The sequence below is a fragment of the Acidimicrobiia bacterium genome, assembly GCA_040880805.1.
GTDB lineage: Bacteria > Actinomycetota > Acidimicrobiia > IMCC26256 > DASPTH01 > DASPTH01.
In genome coordinates this window covers 13,467-30,382 of record JBBDHW010000061.1, presented here as the reverse complement: position 1 = coordinate 30,382, position 16,916 = coordinate 13,467, and the positions used below count along the sequence as shown (strand labels likewise).

17 protein-coding genes are annotated in these 16,916 nt (G+C 67.8%); 10 read left to right on the top strand and 7 right to left on the bottom strand.

All coding sequences use genetic code 11. From position 1 onward, the window contains the following. The first annotated feature begins 164 nt into the window (after positions 1-164). On the top strand, positions 165-872 hold the full coding sequence (locus WD271_16375; GenBank protein ID MEX1009396.1) for a sigma-70 family RNA polymerase sigma factor: 708 nt from the start codon (positions 165-167) through the stop codon (positions 870-872). 308 nt (positions 873-1,180) lie between these two features. On the opposite strand, the gene merB is transcribed toward WD271_16375, so the two are convergent. The 4 genes from merB to WD271_16355 are packed head-to-tail and all read right to left on the bottom strand — an operon-like array spanning position 1,181 to position 4,197. Continuing rightward, positions 1,181-1,870 carry an organomercurial lyase gene (gene merB / locus WD271_16370; GenBank protein ID MEX1009395.1) on the bottom strand — a complete coding sequence of 230 codons (690 nt, stop codon included), beginning with the start codon at positions 1,868-1,870 and terminating at the stop codon, positions 1,181-1,183. After that, positions 1,855-2,136, bottom strand: a complete 282-nt coding sequence (locus tag WD271_16365; GenBank protein MEX1009394.1) for a hypothetical protein — start codon at positions 2,134-2,136, stop codon at positions 1,855-1,857. The genes merB and WD271_16365 overlap by 16 nt, the downstream gene beginning before the upstream one ends. 19 nt (positions 2,137-2,155) lie before the next feature. Then, positions 2,156-3,802, bottom strand: a complete 1,647-nt coding sequence (merA, locus tag WD271_16360; protein MEX1009393.1) for a mercury(II) reductase — start codon at positions 3,800-3,802, stop codon at positions 2,156-2,158. 47 nt (positions 3,803-3,849) lie between these two features. Continuing rightward, on the bottom strand, positions 3,850-4,197 hold the full coding sequence (locus tag WD271_16355; protein MEX1009392.1) for a metalloregulator ArsR/SmtB family transcription factor: 348 nt from the start codon (positions 4,195-4,197) through the stop codon (positions 3,850-3,852). A gap of 121 nt (positions 4,198-4,318) precedes the next feature. Here WD271_16355 and WD271_16350 point away from each other — a divergent pair, with 121 nt between their 5' ends. The 3 genes from WD271_16350 to WD271_16340 all read left to right on the top strand — a co-directional run bounded on the left by WD271_16350 (position 4,319) and on the right by WD271_16340 (position 6,141). Next, a complete protein-coding gene (locus WD271_16350) occupies positions 4,319-4,993 on the top strand; it encodes a class I SAM-dependent methyltransferase (protein ID MEX1009391.1) in 675 nt (224 codons plus the stop codon). 252 nt (positions 4,994-5,245) lie between these two features. After that, on the top strand, positions 5,246-5,527 hold the full coding sequence (locus WD271_16345) for a DUF2283 domain-containing protein (GenBank protein MEX1009390.1): 282 nt from the start codon (positions 5,246-5,248) through the stop codon (positions 5,525-5,527). A 290-nt stretch (positions 5,528-5,817) separates the two neighbouring features. Next, positions 5,818-6,141, top strand: a complete 324-nt coding sequence (locus WD271_16340) for a helix-turn-helix transcriptional regulator (protein ID MEX1009389.1) — start codon at positions 5,818-5,820, stop codon at positions 6,139-6,141. Positions 6,142-6,176: 35 nt separating this feature from the next. Here the strand turns inward: WD271_16340 and WD271_16335 are convergent, their stop codons facing one another. Beyond that, positions 6,177-6,326, bottom strand: a complete 150-nt coding sequence (locus tag WD271_16335; protein MEX1009388.1) for a hypothetical protein — start codon at positions 6,324-6,326, stop codon at positions 6,177-6,179. An 8-nt stretch (positions 6,327-6,334) separates the two neighbouring features. Between WD271_16335 and WD271_16330 the strand changes: the two genes are divergently transcribed. The 6 genes from WD271_16330 (at position 6,335) to WD271_16305 (ending at position 13,563) form a co-directional block, all read left to right on the top strand. Beyond that, on the top strand, positions 6,335-6,850 hold the full coding sequence (locus WD271_16330; protein ID MEX1009387.1) for a hypothetical protein: 516 nt from the start codon (positions 6,335-6,337) through the stop codon (positions 6,848-6,850). A gap of 623 nt (positions 6,851-7,473) precedes the next feature. Beyond that, positions 7,474-7,797, top strand: coding sequence for a hypothetical protein (locus tag WD271_16325; protein MEX1009386.1), 324 nt, complete (start codon positions 7,474-7,476; stop codon positions 7,795-7,797). A 98-nt stretch (positions 7,798-7,895) separates the two neighbouring features. Continuing rightward, on the top strand, positions 7,896-9,239 hold the full coding sequence (locus WD271_16320) for an ABC transporter substrate-binding protein (GenBank protein ID MEX1009385.1): 1,344 nt from the start codon (positions 7,896-7,898) through the stop codon (positions 9,237-9,239). Positions 9,240-9,342: 103 nt separating this feature from the next. Beyond that, positions 9,343-11,532 carry an ABC transporter permease gene (locus tag WD271_16315; protein MEX1009384.1) on the top strand — a complete coding sequence of 730 codons (2,190 nt, stop codon included), beginning with the start codon at positions 9,343-9,345 and terminating at the stop codon, positions 11,530-11,532. Continuing rightward, positions 11,529-13,097 carry an ATP-binding cassette domain-containing protein gene (locus tag WD271_16310; protein MEX1009383.1) on the top strand — a complete coding sequence of 523 codons (1,569 nt, stop codon included), beginning with the start codon at positions 11,529-11,531 and terminating at the stop codon, positions 13,095-13,097. Before WD271_16315 ends, WD271_16310 begins: the two co-directional genes overlap by 4 nt. 184 nt (positions 13,098-13,281) lie before the next feature. Continuing rightward, on the top strand, positions 13,282-13,563 hold the full coding sequence (locus WD271_16305) for a hypothetical protein (protein ID MEX1009382.1): 282 nt from the start codon (positions 13,282-13,284) through the stop codon (positions 13,561-13,563). A 37-nt stretch (positions 13,564-13,600) separates the two neighbouring features. On the opposite strand, the gene WD271_16300 is transcribed toward WD271_16305, so the two are convergent. Then, positions 13,601-14,695: an IS630 family transposase gene (locus WD271_16300; protein ID MEX1009381.1), complete on the bottom strand. Its 1,095-nt coding sequence runs from the start codon at positions 14,693-14,695 to the stop codon at positions 13,601-13,603. Between the two features lie 137 nt (positions 14,696-14,832). Next, complete coding sequence (locus WD271_16295) at positions 14,833-16,845, bottom strand: hypothetical protein (GenBank protein ID MEX1009380.1); 2,013 nt, start codon at positions 16,843-16,845, stop codon at positions 14,833-14,835. Between the last annotated feature and the right edge of the window lie 71 nt (positions 16,846-16,916).

The window sequence follows — 16,916 nt, the reverse complement described above, 5'->3', positions numbered from 1 at the left end:
TTGGATCGCGCCGATCACGCTTCGAACCGTCATTTCGGGGGTGACTCGATGCGAATCAGGGCCATGACTCTGTTCACCACTGACCGAGCCGGCGGCGGGCGCGACGCCGCGAGAAGGTGGAGGTCGCTCAGCGTCGCTTCGAGCCGCCGTCTGGCGTCACGGCAGTGGCGACACGCCGAAAGATGGAGGCGAACCCGTGCAGCGTCGACTTCCCCGAGATCATTGTCCAGGAAGGAGCCAAGGCGTCGGCGGGTTCCCAGGCATGTGCCGGACCGGAGCATGGGTGGCAAGGACATGTCGAGTTGGATGCCGTGACGGACCCGCGAGATTCACCCGTTGTCGACGTGTTGACTCGCCGGTCCGGTTGGGCCAGCGTCGCGTTCGCCGAGTTCGTGACCGAGTTCGAGCCGCGTATCGCGGCCGTGCTGTCTCGGATGCTCGATGATCCTCGCGACGTTGAAGAAGCAACGCAGGACACCTTTGTGCAGGCGTGGCGGAACCTCGATGGCTTCCGGGGCGACGCCGCCGTCTTCACCTGGCTGTACCGAATCGCCACCAACACGGCGCTCATGCGGCTACGTCGCCGGCGCCACCACCCCGTGAACATCGACGAGCTGAGAGATACCGCCGAGCCAAACGGAACAGACCTCGCGGGCGAGGTCGTGTCGCGGCTCCAGGTCATCGATGCCGTCCGCACCGCGCTTGCGTTGCTTCCTCCGGATCAGCGGGTCGTCGTCGCTCTGCGCGACATCGAGGGGTTCTCCAACGACGAGGTGGCAGACGTCCTCGGTGTGGCAGTGTCCACCGTGAAGACACGCCTCCACCGAGGTCGCGCCAGGCTCCGGTCGCGACTCCATCCCGCGCGACGCTGAGTCGCCGCGACCGCCCCCGACATCACATTTCCCAGCACGGCGCGCAGCCCCGGTGGTCACGAGGATGCCGGTCGAGAGTGGCCAGGTTTCGGCGAGGTCGTCGACGTACCGATTCAGACCGACGGCGTCGAAGAGTTCGCAAACCGCGCCGCTCCGCGTCGTGATCCTCTCAGCAGAGTTGTGTCGCGCCGTTTCTGGTCACCGCTCGAGCGTGAGGTCGTGCACCGCTACCGCTTCCCTGACCGGGCCACCGCCCACCGGGCGATCTTCGCTCGCGCAGCGCTCCTGCGAGCCGAGACCGCATCTCGCTATCTGCTCGGGTTCGTCCAGTCCCACACCGCCCGGCCGAGTCCGGCGAGTTCCGAAGGTTCGAGCACCAAGGCCGGGCCGCAACCGTCGCGAGCGAGCCACTCTTGAGCATGCGTGTCGCGACAGAAGAATCGGGATCGTGGGCAGAACTGCTCCCGCGGCTTGGAGCACACCCGCGCCGGGACGCTCGCGACACAGTCGCCGCGCGGTTCCCCGCGTTCGATCACGCAGCGAATGGGCTGGCCGCAGCGGGCGCAGGTGCTGCGCACTACCGCATCGCGCTTGAGCGCGGCGGGGATCCCGATCGCGTCGAGGGCACACCACGCGTGGAGTATGACGCCGGACAGCACCACCATGTGGGGTGCCGGTTCCAGGCTGAGACCCGCGGCGGCCACCACTCGATCGTCGTCGGTGCGGGCAACGCGTCCCCTTGCAGCGAGCGCTTCGATGGCGGCTCGCGCCGTGCGGCGGGGGATACCAGTCGTCGCGGAAAGCGCGTCGATGGTGGAGGCAGCCCCGTGCAGGATCGACCGGAACGCCGCCGACAGCACCGCCTCGGTGTCTACGAGCGCGCCGTCGAGGCGGTCATGGGGGACCAGGACGTCACGCAGCAACGCACCCAAGACGGGGTTGTCATGGGCGCTTCGTTGCGAGCGGGCCAGTGACGGCGCGCCTATCGGCGAGTCCACCCGCGCGCTACCTGTCGTCGGATCGTTTGTGATGACCAGGAGCAGTCGGGCAAACGACGAGCACGGGCGTGCCGTGTGTAGGGGACGGCGAAGGCACCCACGAGCAGCGCTGCACCGGCGGCGATGACCGCAGGGTTGCCGAGGATCGAGCCAACCGCGGCGAGCGCGCCGCCGGCGACGAGGGCGGGCCCGGCGCAGCAGAGCACGAGGATGAGCCCGCCGATCACGACTCCTGCACCGGTGGGGAGACGCTTGGGTGTGCTCACGTCACTTCCGGATCTGGGTTCATGCCGCGCAGCACGACAGTTGCGAGACGTCGCGGGTGAAGGTCTGGGCCGCGAGCTTGAGCCCTTCGGCCATCGTGAGATACGGCGCCCAGGTCTCGGCGAGCTCCTTGACCGTCATGCGCGCCTTGAGGGCATGGACAGCCGCGGCGATGACCTCCCCGGCGCTGTCGGCCAGCACATGGACGCCGAGCAGTCGGCCTGTGCCTTCCTCGGCGACGAGTTTGAACAGTCCGCGGGTATCCCGGTTCACCAGCGCCCGGGGAACGGCATCGAGGTGTAGGACACGCGAATCGATGCGGTGCCCGGCCTTGACCGCTTCCTCTTCGGTCATCCCGGCCGCAGCGATTTGGGGACTGGTGAATGTCACTCGCGGGAGGGCCGTGAAGTCGACCGTGCGACCGGCCCCGCCGATCGCGTTGTCGGCGGCGACGGTGCCTTGGGCGGCTGCGACGTAGACGAACTGTGGCGCTCCCGTCACGTCGCCGGCGGCCCAGATCCGCGGGTTGGAGGTCGCGAGGAACTCGTCGACCCGGACCGCGCCCCGTTCGGTGAGCGCGACGCCCCCGCGCTCGAGGCCGAGGGCACGCGTGTTGGGGCGGCGGCCGGTGGCCACGAGCACCTGGTCGACCTCGAGCTCGTGGGAAACGCCGTCGGCGTCGAACACGACGACGCGGCGCTCACCGGCACGCCGGACGGCGGTGATCGTCACGCCGGTGTGGACGTGGGCGCCTTCGTCGCGCAAGACCTCGCTGAACGCGAAGGAAATCTCTGCTTCCTCGAAGGGTGCGATACGAGGCAGCGCTTCGAGGAACGTGACTCGGCTTCCGAGGTGCGCGAACAGCTGACCGAGCTCGAGGCCGATCGCGTTGGCGCCGATCACGGCGATCGAACCCGGCAGATCCGTGAGCGCCAAGGCGGTCGTGCTGGTCAAGTAGCCGGCGTCTTCGAGGCCCGGAATGGCGGGCACCGCGGGTGACGCCCCCGTCGCCACGAGATAGTGGTCGGCTCGCAGCTCGTGCCCGTCGCACGCGAACGTGTCCGGGCCGGTGAACTCGCCGTAGCCGCACAGGAGCGTGAAGCCGTACACCTCGGCGAGATGCTCGTACTTGTCGTAGCGCAACCGGTCGATCAACTCGTCCTTGGCGGCGACCAGTGCGGTGAGATCGACCGTTCCCGCCGACGTCGGTGCTCCCGCGAACGGATTATGCCCCGCGCGGTGGTAGAGATCGGCGGCGGCGAGCATGGCCTTGGACGGCACGCAGCCGATGTTGACGCAAGTGCCGCCCACCGTGTTCGCCTCGCACAGCCCTACCGATGCACCCAGATCCTTGGCCCGGATCGCAGCGGCGAACGCGGCGCTGCCCGACCCCACCACGATCAGGTCGTACTCGGACCGTGGAGCCGGGCCGCGCCGATGCACAGGCCCCTCGGCGCGTGCTTCGGCATCCTCGATACCGATGACGCGGTACCCCGCCGCTTCGACCGCTCCGGTCAACGCAGCCTCGGATGCCTCAGCGGGTTCAAACGTTGCCTTACCGCGCGAGAAATCGGCCCGAACCTTCTCGGCTCCGGCCGCGGCAAGCGCCTCCGCCACCGTCTCGTTGCAGCGCTCGCACGTCATACCTTCGATTTGCATCCGTCGCATGAGTCCGTCCTCTCAACTGACGTCGACGCGCCCCGTGCGCGGCGGCGCTACACCCACCCGGGACCGATGCGCGTGCACGAGGCCAGGTGATCGCAGTGATCGGCCACTAGCCCGCGCGCCGCGTCGAGCACGTCGCGTACCCGCCGGTCGGCAAGCCGGTACGTCACCTGTCGTCCCGCGCGCTCGGTCTCGACGAAACCGCACCAACGCAGACACGCCAAATGGTTCGACACCCGACTCTGGGGCGCACCCAGCGCATCGACCAGCTCCGAGACCGTGCGGGGCGCCTCCTCCAACAGCTCCAGGATCGCCAAGCGCGTCGGATCTCCGAACACACGGAAGAAACGGGCCGTCGCCGTCCCCACGAGGGCCACTGTCGGCGCTGTCGAAGTCACATGGAAACTATAACAGGTTATCCGGATATATAGGCCGGTTGCCATCTGTTCCGGCTCGGTGCGCACCCGTCTCGCCGCGTGGTGGCGCGCACTAGACGTCACGCCCCTAGCGTCTGAACCAATGTTCCGAGACGCTCACACCGACCGCGCACCCTCGTGGCGGCCCTATCTCGAGGCGTTCCATCACCAACGGGCCGGCGTGACCGAACGGGTGCTCGGACACTGCGTCGACCAAGCCGGCGTCAACCCGCACCAATGGGTCGCCGAAACGGTCGAGCCAGACGCAGTGGTGCTCGACCTCGCGTGCGGCAGCGGCCCATTTCACGATCTCACGACGGGACCCTGGGTTGGCATGGACGTCTCGTCGGCAGAACTCGACCAGGCAACCGTGCGCGGCGCATCCCCGCTCGTCCCCGGCGACGCCGCCAACCTGCCGTTCGCCGCGGCGTCCTTCGATGCCGTGGTCTGCTCGATGGCTCTGATGCTCGCCCAGCCCCTCGAGAACGTGCTCCGCGAGACCACGCGGGTGCTGCGGCCGAGCGGTCAACTCGTCGCGCTCCTCCCAACGACCCGGCCGCTGGAACTCGGGGATCGCCGTCGCTACGGGCGCCTTCTCCTTGCACTCCGCCGCCGACGCTCACCTACCCCAACGACGTCGTGCTCGCAGACCTCCCCGGTCTGCTCGAGCGAGCTGGGCTCACCCTCGTCGAGGATCGACTCCGACGCTTCACCTATCGGATCGCGACGGCCGACGCTGCACAGCAACTCGTCGCGTCGCTATACCTGCCCGGCGTAGACGCCGCTCAGGTCGTGGCTGCCGGTCGGCTCAGTGAGCGTTGGGTGGACCAAACCCTCGGCGTCCCCCTCCGGCGGATCGTCGCCCGCTGCGCCGACCCAATATGACCTCATCGTCCCCCTACCAGCGTTGAGGTTTCTTCCTTACTTACCGGGAAAGGACCGGGCCCGGTCGGTGGCTGAAGGTTGTCGTACGCTATGAGGCGACCGGACGAGGATGGATCGTGACCGCGTTCGCTCGGAGATCAATGCCATGAGCATCACTGTTGGCCATACGACCTTTGACCGCGTCCGCTACGACGCGGAGGCGGACGTGTTGTACCTGCATGTCGGGGACCCGAGTCAGGCGGTCGACTTCGACGAGTCCCCCGAAGGCCATGCCCTTCGCTACGACGGCGATGGCAAGCTCGTTGGGATCACGCTCGTCAACGCGAAGCAATTGCTCGATGGCGCCAAGCCGATCGTCATCACGATCCCCGAGCGGGTCACGATCGATCCCGCTGCCCTCGCGCCCGCCGTCCAGTCCGCCGCGTAGCGCCAGTCCGCGAAAAGTCCGCGGGACTCCGAAAAGCGACGAGGAGCGTCGCGAACTACCGAGCAGTGTTTTCGCAGGTCACATGCGAAGTCGCCGCGTTTGTGCAGGGTCCGAAAGGCGACGTGTTTACGTTCGCAACGGAGAAGTCGTGGGTTCAAGTCCCATCACCTCCACGCGATTGCGCAGGTCAAGGGCCGCGCGGCGCCCTATCGGTTGGGCTCGGTCCACCGCTCTGTCAACCACCCGAGACGATGTGGCGCGGGTATACGCGATCGCGTATACTTGCTCGCGTGGCTGTCAGCGAACCCCGGGATGAGCTTGCCGGTGACCTGCTTCGCTTGGCTCGAGCGAAGGCCGGTCTGACGCAATCGGAACTCGCGGCACGGGCGGGGGTTGCGCAGTCGCTGGTTTCGGCCTACGAGAACGGCCGCCGTCAGCCGACGTTGCCGGTCCTGAAGCGTTTGGTTGCTGCCGCCGGCTTCGAGCTGCGGGCGCGCCTGTCGGAACCAGATGTCCAGTCCCGCGCTGTCGAGGAGTGGGAAGCGACTCGTCCGGCGGCGGAGCGACGCCGGTGGGCGAGGGAGCAGCAGGCGGTAGTCGCCGGCGGCCGTTGACGCCGTTTCGCTGTCGGTTTCCGACCCCGAGCGGTCTATGCAAGCGGGTCGTCGCCGGCTCCGGCGAGCGGTGTCATCAGCATCGCGGTCTCGATGCCGAGGTCGCAGCGCGCGATATCGCGGTGCGCTTCGCGATCGCCGCGCCACAGCAGGGCGGCGACCGCGAGCAGTCCGGGCCCGAGCAAGCACGGTGATGAGCGACGAGCAGATCGCCTCGCTCGCCGAATGTCTCAACCGCCATGACGTCGCGTACGTCATCGTGGGCGGTGCGGCGTCTCAGCTCCATGGCGCGCCGGTGGCGCGTACTCGCGATGCTGACGTCGTGCCCGCGCGCGACGCGAAGAACCTCGACCGTCTCTCGCGCGCGCTGCGCGAAATCGACGCGCGTCTCTGGGTCGGGCCGGACGAACCCGCGGGTATTGCCATCACCTTGGACCGCACGACCCTCGCCGCGATCGACGGGTTCCTCAACCTCGTCACGCGATACGGGCCCGTCGACATCACGTTCGTTCCTGACGGCACCGGCGGTTACTCGGATCTCGTGGCTTCTGCGGTCACCGTTCGGCTCCTCGACGTCGACGTACGGATCGCCGCGCTCGAGGACGTCATTCGTTCCAAGGAGGCGGCCGGTCGCGAGAAGGACATCGCGGTGCTCCCCGACCTGATCGAGTTCCTTCGAACGCAGCAGCGCGCGGTCGATGACGCGTAACGAGCTGTCAACCGATTGTCAACCAACGCGAGCGAAGCCGACAGAAGCATTGGACACACTGGACCGCGGCGCCGTGCTGACGTGCACAGATGGAACGATGACGATGTGGTGGATGTGCCCGGTGACCTTCGCAACGTAGAAGTCGTGGGTTCAAGTCCCATCACCTCCACATCGTTGTAGTTTGCACAACATTGTGGCCTTGCGGCTTCCGGTGCGCCTTGCGATTGCACTGCTCGAACAGGGCGATGCGGCGTACCTCACGCCAGAAGCATGCCAACCAACGAAGCTGGGCCCAGTCGACGGATCGACTCGAAAGACAACCCAGTCAGTGTCAGCCGGTCGCGAGCCACACCACCCAACGCCTGACGACAACGCCGATAGAACGGGTCCACGCACTCGGGCGGCTCCCGCATAGAAGAGGTGAAGCGTGCCCGTCGAAACGCGGAGCTGCACGTATATCGCCGGCTCGGTGCGGCCCGGCCTGCCCGTCGACGCTGTCGTCATGTGCGGCTCTCCGACCAGGTGACGGCCGTGCGGGTTGGCTGGTTTGCTTGCGTGTCGAGCGCGGGCGCAGAGGGGTTCGCGGTGGCGGAACCGACTGGTTGATCGGCTGCCCGCGAGCGGTGGCGCGGCAGGTAGCGCGGTCCGCGCCCGCCGCCTTCGACGTCTACCACCCGGGCAACGTGTCACCGCTGGTCGCCTGGCTGGCGATGGCCGGCTGCCCGGTTACGCGGAACGTCTTCTCCGTGAACGGCGGCGAGGTGCACCAGTTCCTCCCGTGGCACTACGGCGAGACCATCGACAAGGGCGATCGCCGGTTTGGTCGGCGAGCCCGACGAGGCGATGCGCCCGCTGCGCTGAAGCCCGGGGGCCGCGCGCCGGAATCGGCGGCGGCATGTCAGGATTGCGCCGCGGGGCCGTCGCCGTGGAAGCTTGCGGTGTATTGAAACATGTTTCGGTTTGGGTCAGGATGTCCGGCACGCCGGGCGGCGACGCAGGCCGATCTGGGTGTCCCGTCGCTCGGCGGGCCGGAACAGGGGGAACCATGAAGCGGAGCCGCTGGGCGGTTCTCACCGTGGGCGTCGTCACCGTGCTCGCGACCGCGCACGTCTCATCGGTCGGCGCGACGGTGGGTGGCCAGACGAAGCAGGCGCTGAAGGCCACGGAGATCGGCGTCACCGACAAGGAGATCCGCATCGCGGTGATCGCCGACAACGACACGCCGCTGGCGCCCGGGCTCTTCAAGAAGTCCGCGGAAGCCGTCCAGGCCTTCGCCAAGTACATCAACAGCAAGAAGGGCGGGGGCGGCCTCGCCGGCCGCAAGGTGGTCGTCGACTTCATCGACTCCAAGCTCAACCCCGACGAGACCCGCAACGCCATCATCAAGGCATGCCAGAACGACTTCGCGATGGTCGGGACCACGGCGCTGTTCGTGAACAACGTCGACGACATGGTGCAGTGCAAGGACGCCAACGGCAAGGCCACCGGCATCCCGGACATCCCCGAGCTCACGACCGACCCGAAGCACCAGAACTCGCCGGTCTCGTTCCCGATCATCGCCGCCGAGAAGGACTTCAGCGACGCGAGCGGCCGCACGTACCACGTGCGGATCGGTCCCTACCGCTGGTTCCAGAAGAACGTCGACAAGAACCTGCACGGGATCTTCCTGATCCCGGCCGACCTCCAGTCGACCCGCACGGCGACGCTGCCCGGCGTGTTGGCGGCCCAGAAGATCGGGGTCAAGAAGGACGACCAGTTCGACGTGCACGGCCGTGACTCGCAGGACATGTTCCTGCCCTACACGCAGTCCATCAAGTCGAACAGCTCGAACATCGTTCGCAACGGCAGCAACGATGTTGCCATGGCGAACATGCGCAAGGAGGCCCAGACGCAGGGCGTGACGTCGGTCAAGGTCTGGTACTGCTCGCTGGCCTGCTACAGCACGCGGTTCCTGCAGCAAGCGGGCGCCGCGGGCGAGGGCCAGTACGTCGACACGTTCTTCGTGCCGCTCGAGGAGGCGAAGAAGTCGCCGCCGGTCAAGGCCTTCCTCGACTCGGTCGGCGGCGCCGCCAACACCGACGGCTTCGGCGCGCAGGCGTGGGTCGCGGCGTTGGCCTTCAAGCAGGTCGTGAACAGCATCGCCAAGGCCAATGTGAACGGACTGACCCGGGCCAAGTTCCTCGACGAGATCCGCAAGGTCCACGACTTCAGCGCCGAGGGCATGATCGGCAAGGTGGATCTCGGAGGCAAGAAGCCGAGCGGCTGCTTCACGCTGCTCCAGGCCAAGGGCGGCAAGTGGGTGCGAGTGTGGCCGAAGAAGACCGCCACGTTCGACTGCAGCCCGAGCAACCTGTATCCGCTCAACGCGGACATCGAGGGTGCTGGCTGACCCCCCTCGGGTGCCGTTCGTCGGTGGCCCGTGACCGATCGGTGACGGGCCACCACGGGGAGGTGACGGCCCGACCGGGCATCGGAAAGGCGGCGGCACGCCGGTGACGAAGGTGAAGGGAGCGGGCTTGGCGCTGGCGTTCGGCGTCGCCGTCTTCGTCGGCGTCGTCGTCTCGCAGTCCCTTCGCGACAACGCCCTCACGACCGACACGCTGATCGCCGCGATCGTCGCCGCGATCACTACCGGGTCGATCTACGCCATCGCGGCGTCGGGCCTGGTCCTCACCTACACGACGTCGGGAGTGTTCAACTTCGCGCAGGGCGCCATTGGCATGTCGATGGCCTTCCTGTACTGGCAGTTGCGGGTCGACTGGGGGTGGCCGGCACCGCTGGCGCTGATCCTGGTAATCGGCCTCGCCGCCCCGCTCGTCGGCGCGGGGATCGAGCGCGGGCTGATGCGCAGGCTCGTGAACGCCCAGCTCGTCGTGCAGGTCGTCGTGAGCCTCGGCCTCATGTTCTTCTTCCTCGGCGTCACCCAGCTGATCTGGAACCAGGACGACATCATCGGACTGCCCCACTTCTTCGAAGGGAAGGGAGCGCCGATCCCGGGCCTCGACCACCAGGTCGGGCTCACGATCGGCGGCACGCTGATCACGTGGCACCGCCTGACGACGATCCTGGTGGCCATTCTGATTGCAGCATTCCTGCGCCTGCTCCTGTACCGGAGCCGAACCGGTGTCGCGATGCGCGCGGTGGTCGACAACCGCGCGCTGGCGGGTCTCACCGGCGCGCGACCCGGCCGGTCGGCGGCCCTCGCCTGGGCCCTCGGGTGCTCGATGGCCGCGATCGCGGGGATCCTGTACGCACCCGACAGCGGCCTGCGCTACGACTCACTCACACTGTTCATCGTCGACGCCTTCGCGGCCGCGATCATCGGGCGCCTCCGCAGTCTCCCGCTGACCTACGTCGGTGGGCTCATCATCGGGTTCGCGGTGAGCTTCCAGGTGAGCTTCCTCAGCTGGGGTGGTCGGTGGGCGTACGCGAGCACGGCCATCCCCGCGGCGATCCTGTTCGTCGCGCTCCTGGCCGTGCCACAGGCCCGCATCGAGCTGGGGCGGCTCGCCCCGAAGCACCGCGTGCCGCAAATCACGTCGGTGCGCGAGACCGCGCTGGGAATGGCCGTCCTGTTCGTCGTGGTGTGGTTGGTCGCGACCTTGATCGGGAACGACATCCCGAACCTCAACCGCGTGACCCTCGCCATCATCACTTCCTGCATCATGCTGTCGCTCGTGCCCCTCACCGGCTGGGCCGGTCAAATCTCGCTCGCCCAGATCACCTTCGTCGGCGCCGGCGCTTGGGCGATGTCGGAGGTCGCCGGCAAGGCGGGTGACTGGTTCGCCCCGGGGAGCCCGCTCGGCTTGCTCGCGGGGGCGATCGTCGCGGTCCCGTTCGGCGTGCTCATGGCCCTGCCCGCCTTGCGGCTCCAGGGCCTCTACCTCGCGCTGGCGTCAATGGCGTTCGCGGTGATGGCGGTGCCGTTGTTCTTCGATCAACCCGACGTGTTCGGCCAGTCCGGCCCCCGGATCGCGCGCCTCGATCTGTTCGGCATCCAATTCGACACGCAGCACCAAAAGAACTTCCTGCTCGCCTGCACCGTGATCTTCGGCGCGCTCGCGTGCTTCGTCGTGTGGCTGCGACGGAGCCGGTTCGGCCGGCGCCTCATCGCCCTCCGCGACAGCCCCGCCGCGTGCGCCACGGTGGGCGTCAACCTGCTCTGGACCAAGCTCGCTGTGTTCGCGCTCGCCGCCGCCATGGCGGGCTTCGCCGGCGCGCTCCTCGGCATGCACCGGGGCACGGCGACCACGATGGACTTCGAGATGCTCGTGGGCGTCCCCTTCCTGCTGCTACTCGTCGTGGGGGGCGTGGGCACGGTGAGCGGGGCCCTCTTCGGCGGCATCGCGTTCGTCCTCTTGCTCATCGTGCAGAACGAGGTGACGTGGGTCGTCGTCGGCGTGTCCGTGTTCGTGGCGCTCACCCGCCTCGGACCCGGCCTGGCGGCCCTCGGCGTCGGCCGGGCCCCCGAAGGTGCCGCGGTCGAGATCGGTGCGGCCTTCTCGGCGCTGCTGCCGTGGCGCCACGACGCGCGTGAGACGCTACGGGCCGAGCGCGCCATGAAGCGCGCCGCCAAAGGCAAGGCGCCGAAGGTGTCGGCGAACGGTGCCGGAGAGGCGCCGGATCAGCCTGCTGTACCCGCGGGAGTCGGATCCGACGCGGCCGAAGGAGACGCGCCATGACACTCCTGTCCGTGCAATCGGTCTCGGTGAAATTCGGCGGTCTGCTGGCGCTGTCGGACGTCGACATCGAAGTCGCGGCGGGCGAGGTCACGGGCCTCATCGGCCCGAACGGCGCCGGCAAGACGACGCTCTTCAACGTGATCGGCGGGCTCCAGCCGCCGAGCGCCGGTCGGGTGATCCTGGCCGGCGACGACATCACCGGGGCCAAGCCGCACCGCCGCGCCCGCCTGGGGATCGGCCGGACCTTCCAGCGGCTCGAGACGTTCGGCACACTTTCGGTGCGCGACAACGTGCTCGTCGCGGCCGAGATGCGCCGGGGTTGGTCGCGCGAGAGGTTCCGGCCCGCCGACCTCACCGACGAGCTCGTCGCGCGCGTGGGGCTGGGCGACGTCGCGGGGGAGCGCGTCGACAAGCTCCCCACCGGTACGGCGCGGCGTGTCGAGCTGGCGCGCGCGCTCGCGACGAAGCCCCTCGTCCTCCTCCTCGACGAGCCGTCGGCGGGCCTGACCGAGGAGGACACCACACAGCTCGCGAGCTTCCTGCGTGAGCTTGCCGCCGACGGCCTGGCGGTCCTCCTGGTCGAGCACGACATGGGGCTGGTGATGGCCGCGTGCGACCGCATCCACGTGCTCGATTTCGGGCAGATCATCGCGGTCGGGACCCCGACCGAGGTGCAGGCGAACCCGCTGGTTCGCGCGGCCTACCTCGGGGAGGGTGACGAGGAAGCCGAGGCCGAGATGTCCGCCGAGCAGGTGGAGCTGCTGCACGAGGTCGCGCTCGACGACGTGTCGGCCGACGAGCGCGCGCCGCTGAGCGAGCGGGCGGCCGAGTCGCTTCACTACGGGACCGGCGATGCCTCGGAAACCTCGGTCCTCGAGTTGCGAGACGTTCGAGCCGCGTACGGCTCGATCAACGTGCTCCACGGCGTGAACCTCTCGTTGCCGCCCGGGTGCGTGTTCGCGCTCCTCGGTCCGAACGGTGCCGGCAAGACCACGACCTTGAAGGTGGCGAGCGGCCAGCTCGAGCCCGTCTCCGGCGACGTGCGGCTCCTCGGTGAACGGGTGAACGGCGTGTCGGCCGACAACCTGGCTCGACGCGGCGTGTGCACGATCCCGGAGGGTCGGGGCATCTTCCCGAACCTCACTGTGCTCGAGAACCTTCGCATGATCACGTTCGCGGGCGTCTCGTTGGCCGACGTCGAGGCACGCGCCTATCACCGGTTCCCGCGGCTCCAGGAGCGCCGCAAGCAGGTCGCGGGCACGCTCTCGGGTGGCGAGCAGCAGATGCTCTCGATGGCGCGCGCGATGGTGACCGAGCCCAAGGTGCTGATGCTCGACGAGCTCTCGATGGGCCTCGCACCGCTGATCGTCGAGGAGCTCTACGAGGTGGTCCGACGCATCGCCGCCGAGAAGGTCTCGATCCTCATCGTCGAGCAGTTCGCGCACGAGGTGCTCGGTGTGGCGGACGTCGCCGCGATCATGATCAACGGGCGCATTCAGGTGGTCGGGCGGCCCACCGAGATCGCCGACGAGCTCTCGGCGGCGTACCTCGGCGTCCAGGGCTGACGCGTGACCGCTCGTCCATGCGCGAGTAGGGCCTCTGTTGAAGCTGAGAGTCAACCGGTCGAATGCCGCAGTGCTGATCGGGATCGCGGTCTTCCCGCGTTCCGGCATGTAATGGGTGCCAAGTCGGGGACGCTTGCCTGCTGCACCGATAGGGTGGACCCGACCCAAAGTGGAGGCATTTCCCATGAGTATCGTCGTCCGTTTCAGCCCCACGTCTCTGACTGCCGAGAAGTACGACACGACCATTCGCATGCTTGAGGAAGCCAAGGAGGACTTTCCTCCCCCTGGGCTCGATTACCACGTCTGCTTCGGCTCGGAGGGGAACCTCTTGGTGAGCGAGATTTGGGACACGCGGGAGCAGTTCGAGGCGTTCGGCGAGCGGCTCATGCCGTTGCTGAGCGAAGTCGGGATCGAGTTTTCCGGACCCCCAGCCGTCTTCGAGGTTCACAACACCATCAAGCGCTAGTGTCCTGGAAGGTTGAAGCGCCGTGAAAGTGCGGCGGTCATTTGGTTGGGTCTTGGTTGATGGCGGCGCAGTAGCCGGCGAGGCGTTCGAGGATCTGTTCGGCGGTCTTGTGCCACACGAACGGGGTCGGGTTCTGGTTCCAGTTCGCGGCCCAGGCGGTGATGTCGGCGGCGAGTTCTTTGACCGAGCGGTGGGCGGAACGTTTGAGTTTCTTGGTGGTCAAGGCGGCGAACCAGCGCTCGACGAGGTTCATCCAGGATCCGTAGGTGGGGGTGAAGTGGAAGTGGAATCGTTTGTGGCGCAGCAGCCATTTGTGCACGGTCGGGGTCTTGTGGGTCGAGAGGTTGTCGAGGATCACGTGCACGCTGAGTTCGGCGGGGACCTCACGGTCGACCTTGTTCAAGAAGGCGACGAAGTCGGCGCTGGTGTGACGGGCGCGGATGTCGGTGATGACTTTGCCGGTGGCGATCTCGAGCGCGGCGAAGAGGTCGCAGGTGCCGTTGCGCTGGTAGTCATGGGTGGCCCGCGCGGGGGTGGTGGGCAACATCGGCAGTGTGGGCGCGGTCCGGTTGAGCGCCTGGATCTGGGGTTTCTCGTCGACGGCGAAGATCGCCGCGACCACCGGCGGGTTCATGTACAGCGCCACCAGGTCGCGGATCTTCTCCACCAGGTCGGGGTCGGGGGACACCTTGAACTCGTCGTGGCGCCAGGGCTTGAGCCCGAACGCCTGCCAGATCTCCCGCACCGTGGTGTGGGAGATCCCGTGCTTGGCCGCCAGCGCTCGCGTCGACCAGTGCGTCGCATCCGGCGGTGCGGTCTCGAGCGTCTCGACCACGATCGCCTCGATCACGTCGTCGCCGATGCTGCGAACCGCGCCCGGCCGGGGCGCGTCGACGAGGCCGTCGAGACGATCAGCGGCGAACCGGTGCCGCCACTTGCCCACCGTCGTCGGGTGGCAGCCCAACTTGGCGGCGATCTCGCCGTGGGGGTCGCCCTGGGCGCAGGCCAACACGATCTTGCTGCGCAACGCCAACGCCTGCGACGACGAGTGGCGCTGGGCCCAGCGTTGCAGGGTCGAGCGCTCCTGGGCGCTCAAGGTGATCTCGACGGTCGGTCGTCCGCGGCGTGCCATGGTGTTCCTCCGATGTTGGTCGACAACACCAGACGAACGCGCCTCAACCGCAAAAATTCCCGATCAACCAAGATTTCTAGGCGTAACAGCCTTCCAGGCCACTAGCCGACTTGCTCGAGTTGTGTGGTGGTCACTTCCTACTCGACGACGACGCGGACGCGCCCGAGGTTCTCGATTCGGGCGTGCGGTTTGCGCGTGTTGCTGTGTCGCTGTGTTCGCACCCGGAGGGCGGGGAAGTAGGTGCCCGGTTCGGTGAAGGTGTGCGCGGCGGTGACGTTGAGTTGCTTGCACGACCCGTCGAGGACCGAGGAGCTGATGGCGTACTCGCCCGAGCCGTCGAAGTCCCACTCGGCGGATACCACCGTTCCGGTTCCCGGCGGTGCCTCGACCACCGCGGCGAAGTGGACCTCCTCGCCCACGGCGACGTCGGCGCGTGCGCGGCCGTTGGCGGTCACCTCGACGGTCGGTTGGACGCCCTTTCGCTCCGACGCGCCGGCGGGCACGAACACCTGGCCGTCGATCACCTGGTAGGTGGTGCTGGCCGGCGGGGCCGCGCCCTTCTCGACCCAGGCGGCGAGGTCCCGCAATGCCTGTTCGAGGACACCGCCGTAGTTGACGATGCGCGTCGTCCGCACCGGACGTGGATCGTCGGGCCCCACCTGCGGGCGCATGTGCATTGCGTGGTCGACGTACCAGAGGCGGAACTTGTCGTCGGCGTCGGGCTGGACCTCGTGGACCAGCCCGTCGTACCAGGCCGCCTGCCAGGGGTAGGCCGCCTCGTCCATGAGGCACTCGACGACGATCACCTTGCCGGTGAACCGGCCGCTCTGGACCGACCCCGCGCCGGGGAAGCTGAACTGGGGTCCGATGACGTTCGGCCGTTGGGGGTACACGGGCTGGCCGGCGACGCAGAACTGATCCCAGACCCGGAAGTCGGGATGGACCTGGTGCCGGTGGTAGGTCTGGAAGGCCAGGTAGACGGAGTTGTCGATCAGGACCTCGTCGCCGGCGGCAACGCCGGACAGCGCCGCGAACTCCGTCTCGCCCTGCCCGGTCACGACGACGTCGCCCTGCGTGCTGATGATCCAGAAGTTGTGGCCGGCGCCCTTGCCGCTCGTCATCGACATCATGGCGCCCATGAGGCTGCCGTCCGGAAGCCCGTCGAGCTGCAGGGCGATCGGGATGTCCGCCATCGCCTCGGTCCGGAAGATCGCGACGCCCGTGCCGAGCCCGTACTCCTCCGCCTGGTCGGCCATGATCGGCTTGACCACCGTGGCCTTGTGCTGGATGCGTGCCTGCAGGAGCGACTCGGGCGGGTTCGCTCCCAGGTACCCGGGCACGCTCCAGAAGTCTTCGAAGTAGTCGGGGTCGTACTTGATCATGTTGTTCCCGAGCATGGACCACACGCCGGTGTAGCCCTGGGCGATGCGCTTGACGTCGAACCACGCCCGTGGCGGGAACCCCATTCTCGTGACCTCTTCCAGCGCCTCACGTTCCTCCGCGCTCAGCCCCGCGTACATGTCGCCGCTGCCGCCCGGATCGACGGCGTCGACGACCTGGGGGAACTTCTCCCAGAGGATGCGCATGGCGTGTGCCTGCACCGAGAACACGTTCGGCAGGGACATCGGGCTGCCGATGATGAACGGCACTCCGCCGTCCCAGACGTCAGTGTTCTCCATGCAGCTCATCGTCTTGTAGCCGCCGCCGCTGCCGCCGTAGCAGTAGCCGTAGGGCCGGTGCTCGCCGTACATCTCGGCGGCGAGGATGCGCGAGTACTCGGCGGCCGCCGCGCTCGCCCGGTATCCGGTGACCGTTCCGTCCTCGCCGGGGTAGGGGGTGAGCGAACCGAGGTTCGACTCGACCATGTAGGCGCCGCTGTCGACCGCGAACGCGATCGAGCCGCCCATCCCCTGCAGCATGGAGCTGCCGAATGCGTGCTCGGTGCCCGACACGGCAAGGATCGGCTGGAAGAAGCGACCCGCATACTGCTCTTCCGGCGGGAAGTAATAGGAGAACCGAAGGTCAGTCCCCTCGAAGCCGCCGTGCACGTAGCGGTGGCGCACCGGCTCGTCGCGCCACTCGTCGACGTCGACGGACGGCTCGGTGTAGTCGGGGTCCTTCAGGGTTGTCGTCGGACGCACGGCGCTCATGCCCACCTCGTCGCCTTCGCCACCCCATCGGTAGCACGGGCCCGAATTCGACCAAATCCGAATGCGAGTTG

What these genes read in the sequence shown, in the direction of transcription:
- merA (MEX1009393.1), bottom strand. Translation starts at nt 3,802, where the DNA reads ATGCGACGGATGCAAATCGAAGGTATGACGTGCGAGCGCTGCAACGAG.
- WD271_16350 (MEX1009391.1), top strand. Translation starts at nt 4,319, where the DNA reads ATGTTCCGAGACGCTCACACCGACCGCGCACCCTCGTGGCGGCCCTAT.
- WD271_16345 (MEX1009390.1), top strand. Translation starts at nt 5,246, where the DNA reads ATGAGCATCACTGTTGGCCATACGACCTTTGACCGCGTCCGCTACGAC.
- WD271_16330 (MEX1009387.1), top strand. Translation starts at nt 6,335, where the DNA reads ATGAGCGACGAGCAGATCGCCTCGCTCGCCGAATGTCTCAACCGCCAT.
- WD271_16320 (MEX1009385.1), top strand. Translation starts at nt 7,896, where the DNA reads ATGAAGCGGAGCCGCTGGGCGGTTCTCACCGTGGGCGTCGTCACCGTG.
- WD271_16310 (MEX1009383.1), top strand. Translation starts at nt 11,529, where the DNA reads ATGACACTCCTGTCCGTGCAATCGGTCTCGGTGAAATTCGGCGGTCTG.
- WD271_16305 (MEX1009382.1), top strand. Translation starts at nt 13,282, where the DNA reads ATGAGTATCGTCGTCCGTTTCAGCCCCACGTCTCTGACTGCCGAGAAG.
- WD271_16300 (MEX1009381.1), bottom strand. Translation starts at nt 14,695, where the DNA reads ATGGCACGCCGCGGACGACCGACCGTCGAGATCACCTTGAGCGCCCAG.
- WD271_16295 (MEX1009380.1), bottom strand. Translation starts at nt 16,845, where the DNA reads ATGAGCGCCGTGCGTCCGACGACAACCCTGAAGGACCCCGACTACACC.